Below are 15,671 nucleotides of genomic sequence, written 5' to 3' on the forward strand. Positions count from 1 at the left end.
GCGTAAATTATTTCGGAAATTCCAGTCCCATTTCCCGGTAACGCTCCGGATCGTCCGCCCAGTTCTCCCGAACCTTCACGAACAGGAACAGGTGGACGGGAGCTTCGATGATTTCCGAGAGCTCTTCGCGCGCTGCCTGTGAAATCGCCTTGATCGTCTGTCCGCGTTTGCCGAGCACGATGGACTTCTGGCTGTCCCGCTCCACGTAGATGGTCTGTTCGATCCGGGCCGACCCGTCCTTGCGGGCCTGCCACTGTTCCGTCTCCACGGTGGAGATATAGGGCAGTTCCTCATGCAGGCGCTCGAACAGCTTTTCGCGGGTGATTTCAGCCGCAAGAATGCGCAGGGGCAGGTCCGACGGCTGGTCTTCCGGAAAGAGCCAGGGGCCGTCCGGAACCTTGGACGCGAAATAGTCCAGGATGGTTTCGGTGCCGTCGCCGGTCAGAGCCGATACCATGAAGGTTTCGTCAAAAGGCACGAATTCGTTGATCTTCTGCGCCAGCTGCAGAAGTTTTTCACGCTTGGCGACATCGGTCTTGTTGAGGATCAGAACCTTTGGTGCCTGCTGGCTGGACAGGCGCTTGAGGATGTTTTCCACTTCCTCGGTCAGGCCTTTGCGGGCATCGACCAGAAGCGCGATCAGATCGGCATCGCGCGCACCGCCCCAGGCGGTGTCGACCATGGCGCGATCGAGCCGGCGCTTGGGTTTGAAGATGCCCGGCGTGTCGATGAACACCAGCTGTGCCGCGCCATGCATGGCCACGCCGCGCACAATCGTGCGTGTTGTCTGCACCTTGTGGGTAACGATGGAGACCTTGGTGCCGACAAGCTGATTGATCAGCGTCGATTTGCCGGCGTTGGGCGCGCCTATCAGGGCAATGAAACCCGCCTTGGTATCTGCAGGCATCTCCGGCAGCGGCTCGGGCAGCGGCATGTCGAAACGGCCGGTGGGGGCCTGAAAGCCGTTGTCGTCATCTTCGTCCATCGGACCATCGTTGGTCGTGTTTTCGTTCAAGCTGTCTTATTCCTTCCAGACGCCTTCCCGGCGCAATACGGCCTCTGCCGCATTCTGTTCCGCAATCCGTTTGGAACCACCCTTGCCTTCGCCTGGCGGCAGCCCCTGAACGGTCACCGAAACGGTGAAATTCGGTGCGTGGTCCGGTCCGTCCCGGCCTGTTACATCATATCGCGGTGTCGGCAGGCTCTTCGATTGTGCCCATTCCTGCAGCGTTGTCTTGGCGTCGCGCAGTGGACCCGACCAGGATAGCATACGCGGCTCCCAAAGGCGCGTAATGAAGCTTTCGGCTGCCTCAAACCCGCCGTCCAGGTAAATCGCGGCAATGACAGACTCGCATATATCGGCGAGCAGGGCGGTTTTCTTCCGGCCCCCGGTCTGTGCTTCTGCAAGCCCGATGCGCATCGCATCGCCGACACCAAGTTCCTGGGCGATTTCCGCGCAGGTCTCGCGCTTGACCATGTGGTTGAAGCGCCGCGCCAACTCACCTTCGTCAGCCTTGGGAAAATGCTTGTGCAGCATGGAAGCTATCACGAGGCCGAGAACCCGGTCGCCAAGGAACTCCAGACGCTGATAACTGCCCGACACTGTTTCAGACGGTGCAAGGGCACTGGCATGGGTCAGCGCGACCCGCAGGAGTTCCAGGTCCTGAAACTCGTATTGCAGTGCCGTTTTCAGGGCCGAAATCGGACCTGGTTGATGCAGTTGTCTTTTCATGCAGCCTGCTTCGGCGGCGTTCCGCCAAAGCCCCGGTTAGAGTGTCCGGCCAATCCGTTCCCAGCGAACGCTCCACGGCCAGGACCAGATATGCCAGGCAGGAGTTCCGTCCTTGACGGAGAAGAACAGGATTTCGGCACGGCCCATGAAGTTTTCGAACGGAACGTAGCCGACCCTGTTCAGATAACGGCTGTCGACGGAGTTATCGCGGTTGTCGCCCATCATGAAGTAATGGCCTTCGGGCACCTTGTACTCGCGGGTGTTGTCCACCTCTCCGCGTGTCGTCAGGTCCAGGGTTTCATAAGAAACGCCGTTCGGCAGGGTTTCCCGATAGCGCGGCACCCGACGTACGATGCCGGACGGAGACTGTTCTATAAAATCATCGATCTTTTCGCGTTTGACCGGTTCGCCATTGATATGCACCACGCCGTCGATCACCTGAATGGTATCGCCAGGCAGCCCGATCACGCGCTTGATGTAGTCAACGGACGTGTCGGTCGGAAGCTTGAAAACTGCTACGTCACCGCGCTCCGGTTCGGAAGACCAGATGCGGCCGCTGAACGGGCCCAGGCCGAAAGGGAAGGAATAGCGGGAATATCCATAGCTGAATTTGGAGACGAACAGATAGTCGCCGATCAGCAAGGTATCCTTCATCGAGCCGGATGGAATGTTAAACGGCTGGAACAGGAATGTTCGCACGATCAGGGCAAGCAACAGCGCCTGGACAACAACCTTGATTGTTTCGGCGAGGCCGCTGTCCTTATCCTTCTTGTTTTCCGTCACGCTCATTTTGTCCCTTGATCAAATTTGTCCGGCGTTATGGTCTGCATCGCCGCGTACAGCCGGACTCTTATCCGCTAGCGCCTGCCAACGCAATGAGAGGAAGGCCCTTGAGGCTGGGCTTTCAGGGGGAATCCGCCCTTGGCGGTTCGGGCCAGTCGGTCGGCCACGCCGAAATGACGACAAATGCCTGCGCAAGCGGATAATCATCCGTAATGGTCAGATCAATGGTGGTCCTGAAACCGGCAGGCGCCATTGCCTGCAATCGTTCGGCAGCGCCACCGGTCAGGGCAATGGTGGGTTTGCCGGAAGGAAGGTTCACAACGCCCATTTCCCGCCAGGCGACCCCCATGCGAATGCCGCTGCCAAGTGCCTTCGAGCAGGCTTCCTTGGCCGCAAATCGTTTTGCATAGGATGCGGCGCGCTCGGCGCGCCTGTCGGATTTTGTCCGCTCGATTTCGGTGAAGACCCGGTTGGTAAAGCGCTCGCCGAATCTTTCGAGTGTTTTCTCGATCCGGCGGATATCGATCAGATCGCTGCCAATTCCAAGGATCATGGCCTTGCTTTCCAGATTGCGGCGGGATGGGTTCTTGGTTCCGATCTTAGTTGGATCGGTCGTTCACGAAAATCAAGCGCTGCCGTCTTCTTCGACTGTGTTGCCCGGTGGGGGGAACAAACGGCCATGTTTGCCGGCGCCCTTGTCGGCCAGCTTGTTTCTGCGGCGGCGCTGGTAGACCTCGACGCTCTTGTAAACGACCACATAGGAGACCGTTCCAACGACCAATCCAAGAGGAACCGCACCGATGAACATCGGTTTGAGCATTGGCCAGAGCGCGTCGAGAGATTTTTCGAAAAGGCCTTGCTGAAACTGCTGGTGAACCTGATGCGGGTCCGCCTTTGGAGCGCGCCCGTGGATGATCCACTGTCCGATTTTGAAGGTGAAGGCCCAAATGAACGGGAACGTCAGTGGATTGCCGACGGACGTTCCAAGCGCTGCTGCTATCATGTTGCCGCGCACCAGGTAGGCAAGTGCGAAAGCGGTCAGGAAATGGAAGCCGACAAGAGGCGTGCATGAAGCGAAGGCACCCGCGGCAAAGCCAAGGGCAATCGCGTGGGGTGTCGCCGTGAGGCGCAAGACGCGCTTGCCGAAATAGCGGGTCGAACGCGCCCAGCTGTTCCGGGGCCAGACGGCAACGCGCAGTCGCTCAATCCGTGTTGGCCTATTTCTCCGGCGAAACAGCATGGTCTAAGGTTCGTTCCCGTCTTTTATCGTTCAGCTTAGTCCGCGGCTGCCAGGTTTGACTGCTGGCAAGGCGGCAAGTTCCGGCGGCAGGTTGTCAGGTTCATAGGCCGGAACCTTGTATTCTGCCAGAGCAATCACCGGAACCGAGGCGTCAGCCTCGCCGCCGGAGCGGTCGATCAGGCAGGCAACACCCAGGACTTCAGCACCAAGAGCTTTCAACGAGGTTACCGTTTCCCGACTCGATAGGCCGGTCGTGACAATATCCTCTACAACAATGACACGGGCGCCTTGCGGCATTTCGAAGCGGCGCAGCCGAAACTCCCCGTCCTCGCGCTCCACCCACATGGCGGGAACGCCAAGATGGCGGGCGGTTTCGTAGCCCGGAATAAGACCACCGAGCGCCGGCGATACGATGTAGTCGATCTGGCCCAGGCCGGAGGCGCGGATCTTGTCGGCGAGTGCCTTGCAGAGCTTTTCCGTCTTGTCCGGATACATGAACACGCGGGCCTTCTGCAGAAATACCGGGCTGCGCAGACCGGAGGTCAGAATGAAGTGACCCTCCAGAAAGGCGCCGGCCTCGCGGAATACGGCCAGAACTTCATCGCGTGTCATTATCAGATCCCCTCAAGTTCTTTGGCAGCGGCGGGTCTTCCATGGTCAAGCGGCTGTGTCACTCACTGGCAAGCCGCCTTGTCCTTATGTGCCTGCTACCGTTTGTAATCTAGCCGTTCACACGGCTGACGCTGGAAACATTAGGCTTGGTTCGCAGCTGATTTATGATCCTGTTCAGGTGTTTCAGGTCCCAGACTTCAAGATCGATGATCATCTGATGGAAGTCCGAGGCTCGCTGCATCATCTTGACGTTGTCGATGTTGCCGCTGTTTTCGCCGATCACCTGCGCGATGGTTGCCAGGGAACCAGGTTCGTTTGCAGCCGAAATGTCCAGACGTGCTGGGAATCGTTCCGGATTGTTGACGTCGATGTCCCAGCGAACGTCGACCCAGCGCTCCGTCTGGTCGTCGAATTCCTTCAGGGACGGCGATTGTATTGGATAGATGGTCAGTCCTTCGGACGGGGTCAAGATGCCGACGATACGGTCGCCGGGAACAGCACCGCCATCGGGAGCAAAAGTAACCGGGATGTCGCCGGACAGACCACGAATGGGAAGGGCAGGACCTTCTTCAGGCTCTCCACTCTCGCCGGCAGCTGCCTTGTCTGCATCCAGTTCGCCGGGCGGAATGCGGAACTTCAGTCCGTGGCCCTGTTTCAGGCCGAACCAGCCTTCTTCCAGTGGCGGGCCGGAAATGGCAACGCGCTCGTCCTGATAGTCCGGGTGAGCCGATTTCAGAACCAGTTGGGCGGAAAGATCCCCGCGTCCGACGGCAGCCAGCAAGTCGGCGACGCTGGCCTGGTGCAGGAGATCGAGGATCGCTTCCAGCAGGTCTTCCGAATAGGCTTTTTCGGCTCTGGCGAATGCGCGCTTCAGAATATGTTCGCCAAGGGCTCCATATTGCTTGCGCACGGATTCCCTGGTGGCGCGACGGATCGCGGCGCGGGCCTTGCCGGTAACGGCAATCGCTTCCCAGGCCGGTGGCGGGGTCTGCGCGGGCGAACGGATGATTTCGACCTCGTCGCCGTTATGCAGCTCGGTCACCAGCGGCATGATCTTGCCGTTGATCTTGCAGCCGACACATGTGTTGCCGATACCGGTATGAACCGCATAGGCGAAATCGATCGGCGTCGCGCCTCGGGGCAGGGCGATCAGACGGCCCTTTGGGCTGAAGCAGAAAACCTGGTCATGGAAAAGTTCCAGCTTGGTGTTTTCCAGGAATTCTTCCGGCGTGTCGCCCTGAGCCAGCAGTTCGGTCGTGCGGCGCAGCCATTCGAAGGCGCGGCAGTCTTCCGTATGCCGGGCGATATTGCGTCCGCCGAATTCCCCGTCCTTGTAAAGCGCATGTGCGGCGATACCGTATTCGGCCACCCGATCCATGGAAATGGTCCGGATCTGCAGTTCCACACGCTGGCGGGACGGTCCGACAATCGTGGTGTGGATCGACTTGTAGTCGTTCTGCTTGGGCGTGGAGATATAGTCCTTGAACCGGCCGGGAACGGTCGGCCAGGTCGTGTGAATGACACCCAGCACGCGGTAGCAGGCTTCCACGGTGCCGACAGTGACGCGGAACCCGTAGATATCGGACAGCTGCTCGAAGCCGATAGCCTTTCGCTGCATCTTGCGAAAGATGGAATAGGGGCGTTTTTCTCGGCCCTTCACGAGGGCGGCCATTCCCCGTTCGCTAAGGCGTTCGGTCAGCGTTGTCTCGATGTCCAGGATCAGATCGCGGTTGCGTTCGCGCAGATCGACCAGACGGTCGGTGATGGTTTCATAAGCTTCGGGGTTGAGCGTATGGAAGGCAATGTCTTCCAGCTCTTCGCGCATGTCGTGCATGCCCATGCGTCCGGCGAGCGGCGCATAGATTTCCATCGTTTCTTCCGCGATCCGCCCACGCTTGTGCTCCGGCATGTGGTGGAGCGTGCGCATGTTGTGCAGACGGTCAGCCAGCTTGACCAGAAGCACGCGGACGTCATCGGCAATCGCAAGCAGAAGCTTGCGGAAGTTTTCTGCCTGCTTGGCCTTCTGTGAAACCAGGTCCAGGCGCTTGATCTTTGTCAGGCCTTCGACCAGCTTGCCGATTTCCTCGCCAAACAGGGAGTCGATCTCGGCCCGGGTCGCGTCGGTGTCCTCGATCGTGTCATGCAGCAAGGCAACGGCAATGGTGGCGTCGTCCAGGCGCAGGTCGGTGAGGATCGCGGCAACTTCAAGCGGATGGGAGAAATAGGGGTCGCCAGACGCACGCGTCTGGGTACCATGCTTTTGCATGGCATAGACGTAAGCCTTGTTGAGCAAGGCTTCGTCGGCGTCCGGATTGTAGCGCGTAACTCGTTCAACGAGTTCGTATTGACGCATCATGGCCGCAACCGACCCTGGAAAACGGCTGAGACATCAGCGGGACAGACAAAAATCGCCCGAAGCGCCGAGGAAACCCCGTCGCGCTTCAGACGAACTTGTGAACTCAAATCAGACGTCGTCGGTCCGCTCCGGCGGAACGAGGCCTTCGAGGCCGCGCAGAAGGTCTTCTTCCGACATGCGGTCGAATTCGACCGCGCTGTCGTCAACGTTGTTGACCTGCGTCATCTGATGCTGGTTCGAGGACGGAACCATCGGCACGGCTTCGGCCTCGGGCTCATCCACTTCCACATATTTCTGCAGCGAGTGGATCAGGTCCTCTTTCATGTCTTCCGGGCTGACGGTCTGCTCGGCAATCTCGCGCAGCGCAACAACGGGGTTCTTGTCGTTGTCACGGTCAATGGTCAGCGGCGAGCCGCTCGAGATCATGCGAGCGCGATGCGCAGCAAGCAGCACCAGCTCAAACCGGTTTTCGACCTTGTCGATGCAGTCCTCGACGGTCACGCGCGCCATTCGACGTCTCCATAGGCTTAAGGAACTTGAAGAAACAGCGTATAGTGTTCACGTTTCCAAAAAGCAACCCCTTGTCAAATTTGAGAGGAGGAGGTCAGATCCCGGAACGCATAGGCAAAGAATCCGCGGTTTTTTTGTCTGATTTGGTGCAGGCTACTCGCTTTTGCATTGCGGCACTCCAATATAATGGTGTAGGCCACTAGTAACGGCCCTTTTCAGAATCAGAAGGCCGTTGACAAAACAAAACGATAAGCTGTGTGACGCCACGGAATACGCGGTAAACTTACAGCAAAATATACGTCGCCTTATAGAGTGTGCGTGGAATTGGTCGCGGGAAGCCAGTTCCTTCTACGCCAAATTGCAAGAGCGACGTGTATGACTCGGAAAGGTTTCAAATAAGATGTTTGACGCTCGAGAAAAAGTTGCTTTGTTCATTGATGGAGCGAACTTGTACTCAACGGCCAAGGCAATTGGTTTTGACATCGACTACAAACGTTTGCTGAAAGAGTTCCAGGGACAGGCGTATCTCCTGCGGGCGTACTATTACACCGCATTGATCGAAGATCAGGAGTATTCCTCCATTCGTCCGCTGATCGATTGGCTTGACTATAACGGCTACAAGGTCATCACCAAACCGGTAAAGGAATTTGTCGACAGTGCCGGCCGCCGCAAGGTGAAAGGCAACATGGACATTGAACTTGCCGTCGATGCCATGGAACTGGTCGAGTCCGTTGATCACGTGGTGCTGTTCTCAGGCGACGGCGATTTCCGCTCTCTGGTTGAGGCGCTGCAGCGCAAGGGCCGCAAGGTGAGCGTGGTTTCGACCTTGAAGACCCAGCCGCCGATGATCGCTGACGACCTGCGTCGCCAGGCCGACCACTTCATCGATCTGGCCAGCCTTGCCAACAAGATCGGCCGTGATCCGTCCGAACGTCCTGCCCGTCCGCAGACACCCGCGCAAGTCGATGAAGACGACGAGGACGACGACTACTGAGGCTTGATCGGGCAATGTCCGACTATATTGCAGACCATGGGCCAGTCGATCCCCCATCAGATTGTCCGGCCTGTCCCCGCCTTGTTGCCCTGCGTGAAGAGCTGAAAGCTGCCTATCCCGACTGGCACAACGCGCCGGTTCCGTCATTCGGAGCCGACGCGCCGCGTCTTCTGATCATCGGCCTGGCGCCGGGCATGAAAGGGGCGAACTGCACGGGCCGCCCCTTTACAGGGGACTATGCGGGAGATCTCCTCTACCAGACCATGATCGAATTCGGTTTTGCCGAAGGGACCTATAAGGCCCGGCCGGACGACGGTCTGCAGTTGAAGGATGCGATGATCACCAACGCAGTGCGCTGCCTGCCGCCGCAGAACAAGCCAACCGGCGCGGAAATCAAGACCTGCCGCCCGTATCTTTTGTCGACGCTGGATGCCAATCCGTCGATCAAGGCTGTGCTTGCTCTCGGCCGGATCGCGCATGAAACTTTTCTGTCGGCCCTGGATCAGCGTCGGGCATCTTTCGCCTTTGCCCACGGCGCTCGGCATGAGCTTCCCGGAACGGGACTGACGCTTTTCGACAGTTATCACTGCTCTCGCTACAACACCAACACAGGCCGCCTCACCGAGGAAATGTTCCATTCGGTCTTCAGGCAGATCCGCTCGTTTATACCTTAGGAACACGACGGTTTTATGCTCTCGTCGCAGTTCGGTGATGTCGATAAAATTATCAGCCGTTTCCCGAGCGCAGCACCCCCTTCCAACCTCATCCTGAGGAGGACCGTCAGGTCCGTCTCGAAGGATGGGCCACTTGCTCAAGAGTGTGTCGCCCATCCTTCGAGACAGCGCTGACGCGCTTCCTCAGGATGAGGTGTTGGGGTGGGAGCTGCCGCAATTTAGAGGAGAGGGCAGGGGTGCGCCGCCTTCCACACGGTCATTCCTCTGAGTGCGGTTCCGTTTGATAGGCCTCAGCGTCGACAACGAGCCACCCGTTGGGGCCAAGATGTTCCTGCGGTTTGAAGCGGGCCTTGTAGGCCATCTTCTGGGAGCCGTTGACCCAATAGCCAAGATAAACGTAGGGCAGGTTCATTTTCCGGGCCCGCTCTATGTGATCCAGGATCATATAGGTGCCGAGCGGGGTCTTGGTGTAGTCGGGGTCGTAGAAGGAATAGACCATCGACAGCCCGTCCGAGAGCTGGTCGGAAAGGGCAACGCCCAACAACGGGCCTTCGCCGGCCCCGGTGATGAAGCTGTTCGGACCGCGTTGGCGATACTCCAGGACAATCGTTTCGACATGTGTGTCTTCGACCATCATTGCGTAGTCGAGGACACTCATTTCCGTCATGCCGCCGTTCTCGTGTCGGGCCTGAAGATAATCGCGGAAGAGATCGTATTGTTCGGCAGACGGGCTGGGCGGCAGACGGGCGCCGACGATGTCCGATCCGGATTTCCAGACCCGCTTGAACGACTTGCTCCACTTGAAATCGTCGACACGGACGCGAACCGAGATGCAGGCCTGGCACCGTTCGCAGGCCGGGCGGTAGGCGATATTCTGACTGCGCCGGAAACCGCCCTGCGTCAGCACCTCGTTGAGGGCGGGAGCGCCATGGCCGACAAGATGGGTAAAGACCTTGCGCTCTTGTTTTCCCTCAAGATATGGGCAGGGCGCTGGCGCCGTAAGGTAGAACTGCGGATGATCTGTGGGGTGCCGTGTCACCGTTTTGTCCCGCGAAACCTTTAGATTTGTTCTCTATTCCCGGTCCTATAGTCCGTAATACCATGGCGCGACCAGAGAGAAGGTCAACCATAAAATGAGCGCAAGCGGTGTGCCAGCCCGCACAAAGTCGTTGAACTTGTAGTGACCCGGACCCATCACGATCAGGTTGGTCTGATAGCCGATCGGCGTCGCAAACGACGAGTTGGCCGCAATAATCAGGCAGACGACGAAGGCTTCGGGGCTCGCACCGATCTGATTTGCCAGATTGATCGCAATCGGTGTGAACAGGACAGCCGCCGCGTTGTTCGACAGGAAGTTCGTCAGGATCATCACGATGAAGAACAGGGCCGACAGCATCACGGTCGGTGATGCCCCGGCGAGCAAATGAACCAGTCCGGTAGCAATCGCATTCGCACCGCCGGTTCCCTCCAGTGCAACGGCAGCCGCAAGTGAGGCGCCCACCAGCATGAAGATGCGGCTGTCGATGGCGCGCATGGCCTGGCGGATGTTGAGACATCCCGATACAATCATGGCGAAGGTCCCGGCCACGGCGGTGGTGACAATGGGAACAAGGCCGCTGGCAGCCAGCGCGACAACAAGAGCGAAGATGACAAGCGCCCGTGGCGCATAGCGTTTGCGCGGTACTTCGGCCATCGACCAGTCCAGCAGCAGCACGTCGCGATTACCGCGCAGGCGCGCGATCGCCTCTTCGCTGCCGGCCACCAGAAGCACGTCACCCGCTTCCAGGCGAATGTCGTTCATCGCCATGCGCGGCATGCGGCTGCGGCGCTGGATGCCCATCACCAGACAGCCGGTGTCGGTGTAAAAGCCCGACTGGGGCAAGGTGCGTCCCATCAGCCGGGACGCGGGGGCCACCACCACTTCCGCCAGGCTGATCGTGCCGGCAGGTGCCTGAGCCTCGCGGCCGGAGTTGCTGGTATCTGAATCAGCTTCCATCAGCGGCTGCCGGCGAGCCAGAGCATTGGCAAGGGCTGCACGCGTCGCCGCCACGATCACCGTATCGCCGGGAGAGAGCACCACGTTTTCAAACGGGGGAAGGATTGGCTTCTGGCCTCGCTGAACCAGTCTCACCGTCATGTCCTTCAATTGCGGGAACATGCCGGATACGGATTCCACGCCCACCAGCGGATGACCATAGGTGATTTCGATCTGGGCGATGAACTGCTTGCCGGAGGAGCTCTGGAACTCTTCCGCCATGGTTTTGCGCACCGGAAGCAGCTTCGGCATGATGAACAGCACATAGATCGAGCCGACACCGGCGATGATCAGTCCGATTGGCGTGAAGCTGAAAAAGGTCAGTTTGAGATCGGAACTTTGCGCCGCGAAATTTGCTACCAGCAGGTTGGTCGACGAGCCGATCAACGTCGTCATGCCGCCAAGGATCGCGAGGAAAGACAGGGGCATCAGCACACGGGCCGGCGATTGGCCGACCGTGGCGGCAACAGCAGTCAGGATCGGCAGAAACATCACCACAACAGGGGTGTTGTTCAAGAAAGCGCTGAGCGCCGCGACAGTCAGGAGAACAGGGATCGCAGCCCGCAGTGACCGTCCGCGCGTCATCTTGACGATCGCCTTTGCGGGTGCTTCCAGCGCGTCGGTCTGGAACAGTCCCTGACCGATGATCAGGAGACAGATGACTGTTATCAGCGCCGGGTTTGAGAAGCCGGACAGAAAGTCGCCGGTGGTGATAAGCGAACCGTCCGGTCTCTCGACCGGAAATACCGAAAAGATGACAATGAAGGCGGAAACGGACCCGAGAGCTATTGTTTCAATCGCGTACCGCTCGACGGCGTACAGGACGACAGTGGACGCGATCACCACGAAGGTCAGCGCCATTGCAATATCAACTGAGTCCATTCACCTGCCCAAAGCCACCTTGGCCAATTTCACGAACCTGCACTTTAAAGCAGGCGGTCCCGGCAATGGAAGAGCCTTAAGATAATATTGCCGTTGATATATTCCTTTGAGGCAATGACACTGTCAAAGTTCATGTGCCGTTACCGCGATTTGATCCGATTAATGGGAACCCGGACTGGCGATCCGCGTTGAAGAAGTCATGAAATCAGAGAACCCAATTTCGCCTTCGTTCCCGAAAGACCTGCTCTCGCTGGTCTTGTTTCTGGCAGTTGTCTTGGGTGTCGGCATCACGATCGGCGTTTTGAACACCCCAGGCGCCTGGTACGAGGCCTTGCAGAAGCCGCCGTTCAATCCACCCAACTGGGTGTTCGCGCCTGCCTGGACCATTCTTTACATACTGATAGCGATTGCCGGCTGGCGGACATTCCTTCGGGCACCCGATAGCCGCGTGATGAAAATCTGGTACGGGCAGATGGTTCTCAACTGGATCTGGTCGCCACTCTTTTTCACGCTCCACTTCATGTGGACGGCTTTTGCCGTGATCGCGGCGATGCTCTACCTGATCCTGAACTTTATCGGTGGAAGCTGGCAAACCGATCGTTTGTCCGCGCAGCTTTTCATTCCCTATGCGCTCTGGACCTGCTTTGCCGGAATATTGAACCTGTCGCTGGCTCTCTTGAACTGACCTTACGCCTGACCGCGCACATAGCCTTGATGGGAGGCCGAGTTGATCACTACCGTTCCCAGTACGAGGTCGTGCAGCAGGCGTTTACGGTCGGAAAACAGTGACACCAGCAAAACAAGCGGCGTCAGCAAAGAGACCGAAAACCAGAACAGGATGACATGGACGGCTGCCAGAAGCGGGTAGGGCTTTGCGCCATACCAGAGGCGCATTTCCAGTCCCGTCGCACGCATGCCCAGGGTTGACGCCTGCGGGCCACCAAGGGTGAAGGCGACATAGAGCAGCGCAACCGCCGTCGGCAGGATGCCGTAAAGCAGGAAGCCGAGACCCAGCGTAAAGACACCCAGGAAGAACACCACGATGCCGGCACCGAAGGTGAACAACGTGATCACGATCAGATCGATGAAGAAGGCAAAGATGCGCCGGCTGCGCACGCCGGAAAACAGCTCCGGATTGCTCACAGGATCGAAAACGTCCTGACGGGCATAATCGGAGGTGGTTTCAGCTGACATGGTTCGGCTCCCTTGGGTTGGATGATCAACATGTGGTGATTTGAAGCGGGTTTCGCAAATCATTTGCCGGGTGAAGCCGAACCGTTCCGCGGGTAATCCACGCCAACCCCTCATCCTGAGGAAGCGCGGAGCGCTGTCTCGAAGGATGGGCGGCATACTCCGGAGCAAGGAGCCCATCCTTCGAGACGGTCCTCCGGTCCTCCTCAAGATGAGGTCGGTGTGTGGAATGTCCGCATCAATAGCCGTGTAATGAAGGACTGAGGTGGCAGCCCTTCAGTCCATCCGCTCGCCGATTTCCAGGTAACGCACCACGAAGGCACGTTCGCGCAGAGCGGCGACGATACGCTCGCCATGCGGGCGGTCAAAGGCCTCGAAGGTGACGTCCAGCGTTGCCCCTTTCGCGGGAACATTGAGGAACAGGCGATGGTGTTCAACGTCGACCACGTTGCCCTGCATGTCACCGATCACGGTTGCGATTTCACCCAGAACGCCGGGGCGGTCCGGCGTGTCGATCCGGATCGAGACCAGTTTGCCATCGCGTGCAAGTTCACGAACCACGATCTTGGAGAGCAGTCTCGGATCGATATTGCCGCCGCAAAGAACCAGCCCAACCCTCTTACCGGCAAATCGCTCGGGTTCGGTCAGCAAGGCCGCGAGACCGGCGGCGCCTGCGCCTTCCGCAATGGTCCGTTGCAAGGTCAGATAGGCGTTGATCGCCCGCTCGATGCTGCTTTCCGAAACAAGCAGGATGTCATCGACGACCCTTTTGACGACTTCGGTCGTAAGGACACCGATGTCGCGCACAGCGATACCTTCTGCAATGGTCGCGCCTTCGCAGCGCACGTCCTTGCCATAGAAGGCGCCCCACATGCCGGGGTAAAGCGTCGTTTCAACGCCAATCACTTCGACGGAAGGCTTGAGAGCCTTCGCCGACGTGGCGATGCCGGCGATAAGGCCGCCGCCGCCGATCGGCACGACGAGCACATCGAGATCCGGCTGCTGTGCCAGCATCTCGATGCCGATCGTGCCCTGGCCGTGAATGACATGGGCATCGTCATAGGGATGCACCCAGACAAGATTGTTCTGTTCGGCCAGTCTGTCGGCTTCTTCCTTCGCCTCGGCCAGCGTGTTTCCCGCCAGGACCACCTCTGCACCATGGTTGCGGGTCGCGGAGATCTTCACGAATGGCGTCAGAACCGGCATGACAATGGTTGCCGGTATGCCAAGCCGTCCGGCATGATAGGCAACGCCCTGGGCATGGTTGCCGGCCGAAACCGCAATCACGCCGCGCTTCTTTTCATCCGCCGTCAGGCTGGAGAGCTTCACCAGTGCACCACGTTCCTTGAAGGCGCCGGTGACCTGCATGTTTTCGTATTTTACAAAGACATCCGCCCCTGTGAGCTGCGAAAGCCGCGGAGCGGGCAGGCACGGGGTCTCGATTACGGCGCCCTTCAAAAGTGCAGCCGCTTCCTGAACCTTGTCGAATGTGACGTTGTCAGCGGTGGTGGCCCCGGCGGAGGTCATTTCCCGGCTGCCAGCATTTCGGCCACCTTCGGTGCGAAGTAGGTCAGGATGCCGTCGGCGCCGGCGCGCTTGAAGGCGAGCAGACTTTCCAGCATCGCCTTGTCACCGTCCAGCCAGCCATTTCCGGCCGCGGCCTTGATCATCGCGTATTCGCCTGACACCTGATACGCGTAGGTCGGCACCTGGAACTCGTCCTTTATCCGCCGGACAATGTCGAGGTAGGGCATGCCTGGCTTGACCATCACCATGTCGGCGCCTTCAGCAATGTCCAGTTCGGCTTCCCGCAGGGCTTCGTCCGTATTGGCCGGATCCATCTGGTAAGTGCGCTTGTCGCCAACCAGGGTCCCCGATGAGCCGACGGCGTCGCGGAACGGACCATAGAAGGCGGAGGCGTATTTCGCCGAATAGGCCATGATCTGGGTTCCGCGATGACCTTGAGAATCGAGTGCCTGTCGAATGGCGCCGATACGTCCATCCATCATGTCGGACGGGGCGATCACGTCTGATCCGGCTTCCGCCTGCACCAGGGCCTGCCGGCAGAGCTGATCCACGGTCTCGTCGTTCAGGATCGTCTCGCCTTCCATCAATCCGTCATGACCGTGGCTGGTGTAGGGATCAAGGGCGACGTCCGTCATCAGGCCCAGGTTCAGGCCTTCCGCCTTGATGGCGCGCAAGGCGCGACAGGTCAGGTTTTCAGGATTGAGAGCCTCGGAACCTGTTTCATCGCGAAGACCGGGATCGGTGTAGGGAAACAGTGCAAGTGCCGGAATGTTCAACTTCGCCGCCTTCTCGGCGTCGCGGACGGCTTCATCCACGGACAGGCGCACAACATCCGGCATGGACGGAACGGACTGACGGATATTCTCGCCGTCCACCAGGAAAATCGGCCAGATCAGGTCATCGACCGTGAAATTGTTTTCGCGCACCAGGCGGCGCGACCAGTCGCTCTGGCGGTTGCGGCGCATGCGCGTGCCGGCCAGCAGTGTGTCCATATGGTCGGAGGTTATCGGCGGGAGGGGAGATTTTGACGGCATCGGCCCTGACTGTTCGCTAGGAGATGTTGGAAAGCGTATTCTGATCGAAGTGAGCCGCCAATCTATCACGCAGATTGACGCAATCCAACATTCTGTAAAAT

16 protein-coding genes are annotated in these 15,671 nt (G+C 58.7%); 3 read left to right on the forward strand and 13 right to left on the reverse strand.

Annotation, left to right across the window (positions count from 1 at the left end; all coding sequences use genetic code 11):
- Positions 1-7: 7 nt before the first annotated feature.
- From era to rpoZ, 8 genes are all read right to left on the reverse strand, one after another.
- Positions 8-985, reverse strand: coding sequence for a GTPase Era (gene era, locus ACYQ6M_RS10465; RefSeq protein WP_416384216.1), 978 nt, complete (start codon positions 983-985; stop codon positions 8-10).
- A gap of 36 nt (positions 986-1,021) precedes the next feature.
- Positions 1,022-1,732, reverse strand: coding sequence for a ribonuclease III (gene rnc, locus ACYQ6M_RS10470; RefSeq protein WP_023003783.1), 711 nt, complete (start codon positions 1,730-1,732; stop codon positions 1,022-1,024).
- A gap of 36 nt (positions 1,733-1,768) precedes the next feature.
- Entirely contained in the window at positions 1,769-2,521 is a 753-nt protein-coding gene (gene lepB / locus ACYQ6M_RS10475) for a signal peptidase I (protein WP_023003784.1), read from the reverse strand.
- Positions 2,522-2,636: 115 nt separating this feature from the next.
- Positions 2,637-3,068 (reverse strand): holo-ACP synthase, encoded by a 432-nt coding sequence (gene acpS / locus ACYQ6M_RS10480; RefSeq protein WP_055653440.1) that lies wholly within the window; start codon positions 3,066-3,068, stop codon positions 2,637-2,639.
- Positions 3,069-3,140: 72 nt separating this feature from the next.
- Entirely contained in the window at positions 3,141-3,755 is a 615-nt protein-coding gene (locus tag ACYQ6M_RS10485) for a DUF2062 domain-containing protein (protein ID WP_055653442.1), read from the reverse strand.
- Between the two features lie 30 nt (positions 3,756-3,785).
- On the reverse strand, positions 3,786-4,367 hold the full coding sequence (gene pyrE / locus ACYQ6M_RS10490) for an orotate phosphoribosyltransferase (RefSeq protein ID WP_023003787.1): 582 nt from the start codon (positions 4,365-4,367) through the stop codon (positions 3,786-3,788).
- A 109-nt stretch (positions 4,368-4,476) separates the two neighbouring features.
- The gene (locus ACYQ6M_RS10495) at positions 4,477-6,723 is read right to left on the reverse strand and encodes a RelA/SpoT family protein (protein ID WP_023003788.1); all 2,247 of its coding nucleotides are present in this window, start codon (positions 6,721-6,723) and stop codon (positions 4,477-4,479) included.
- Between the two features lie 108 nt (positions 6,724-6,831).
- The gene (rpoZ, locus tag ACYQ6M_RS10500) at positions 6,832-7,233 is read right to left on the reverse strand and encodes a DNA-directed RNA polymerase subunit omega (protein WP_023003789.1); all 402 of its coding nucleotides are present in this window, start codon (positions 7,231-7,233) and stop codon (positions 6,832-6,834) included.
- 400 nt (positions 7,234-7,633) lie between these two features.
- On the opposite strand from rpoZ, the gene ACYQ6M_RS10505 reads away from it, so the two are divergent.
- Both ACYQ6M_RS10505 and ACYQ6M_RS10510 read left to right on the forward strand, forming a co-directional pair.
- Positions 7,634-8,227 (forward strand): LabA-like NYN domain-containing protein, encoded by a 594-nt coding sequence (locus ACYQ6M_RS10505; RefSeq protein ID WP_023003790.1) that lies wholly within the window; start codon positions 7,634-7,636, stop codon positions 8,225-8,227.
- Positions 8,228-8,241: 14 nt separating this feature from the next.
- Positions 8,242-8,901: a uracil-DNA glycosylase gene (locus ACYQ6M_RS10510; protein ID WP_023003791.1), complete on the forward strand. Its 660-nt coding sequence runs from the start codon at positions 8,242-8,244 to the stop codon at positions 8,899-8,901.
- A 256-nt stretch (positions 8,902-9,157) separates the two neighbouring features.
- Here the strand turns inward: ACYQ6M_RS10510 and ACYQ6M_RS10515 are convergent, their stop codons facing one another.
- A complete protein-coding gene (locus ACYQ6M_RS10515; RefSeq protein ID WP_023014479.1) occupies positions 9,158-9,940 on the reverse strand; it encodes an arginyltransferase in 783 nt (260 codons plus the stop codon).
- 45 nt (positions 9,941-9,985) lie between these two features.
- Positions 9,986-11,818, reverse strand: coding sequence for an SLC13 family permease (locus tag ACYQ6M_RS10520; protein ID WP_023003793.1), 1,833 nt, complete (start codon positions 11,816-11,818; stop codon positions 9,986-9,988).
- A gap of 199 nt (positions 11,819-12,017) precedes the next feature.
- Here ACYQ6M_RS10520 and ACYQ6M_RS10525 point away from each other — a divergent pair, with 199 nt between their 5' ends.
- Positions 12,018-12,503, forward strand: coding sequence for a TspO/MBR family protein (locus tag ACYQ6M_RS10525; protein ID WP_460073682.1), 486 nt, complete (start codon positions 12,018-12,020; stop codon positions 12,501-12,503).
- A 2-nt stretch (positions 12,504-12,505) separates the two neighbouring features.
- Here ACYQ6M_RS10525 and ACYQ6M_RS10530 read toward each other — a convergent pair whose 3' ends face one another.
- The 3 genes from ACYQ6M_RS10530 to hemB form a co-directional block, all read right to left on the reverse strand.
- Positions 12,506-13,012 (reverse strand): RDD family protein, encoded by a 507-nt coding sequence (locus ACYQ6M_RS10530; protein ID WP_460073684.1) that lies wholly within the window; start codon positions 13,010-13,012, stop codon positions 12,506-12,508.
- A gap of 273 nt (positions 13,013-13,285) precedes the next feature.
- The gene (locus ACYQ6M_RS10535) at positions 13,286-14,536 is read right to left on the reverse strand and encodes a threonine ammonia-lyase (RefSeq protein WP_460073686.1); all 1,251 of its coding nucleotides are present in this window, start codon (positions 14,534-14,536) and stop codon (positions 13,286-13,288) included.
- Entirely contained in the window at positions 14,533-15,528 is a 996-nt protein-coding gene (gene hemB, locus ACYQ6M_RS10540) for a porphobilinogen synthase (protein ID WP_460073688.1), read from the reverse strand. The genes ACYQ6M_RS10535 and hemB overlap by 4 nt, the downstream gene beginning before the upstream one ends.
- Between the last annotated feature and the right edge of the window lie 143 nt (positions 15,529-15,671).

This window comes from Roseibium sp. ROS1 (assembly GCF_054658215.1).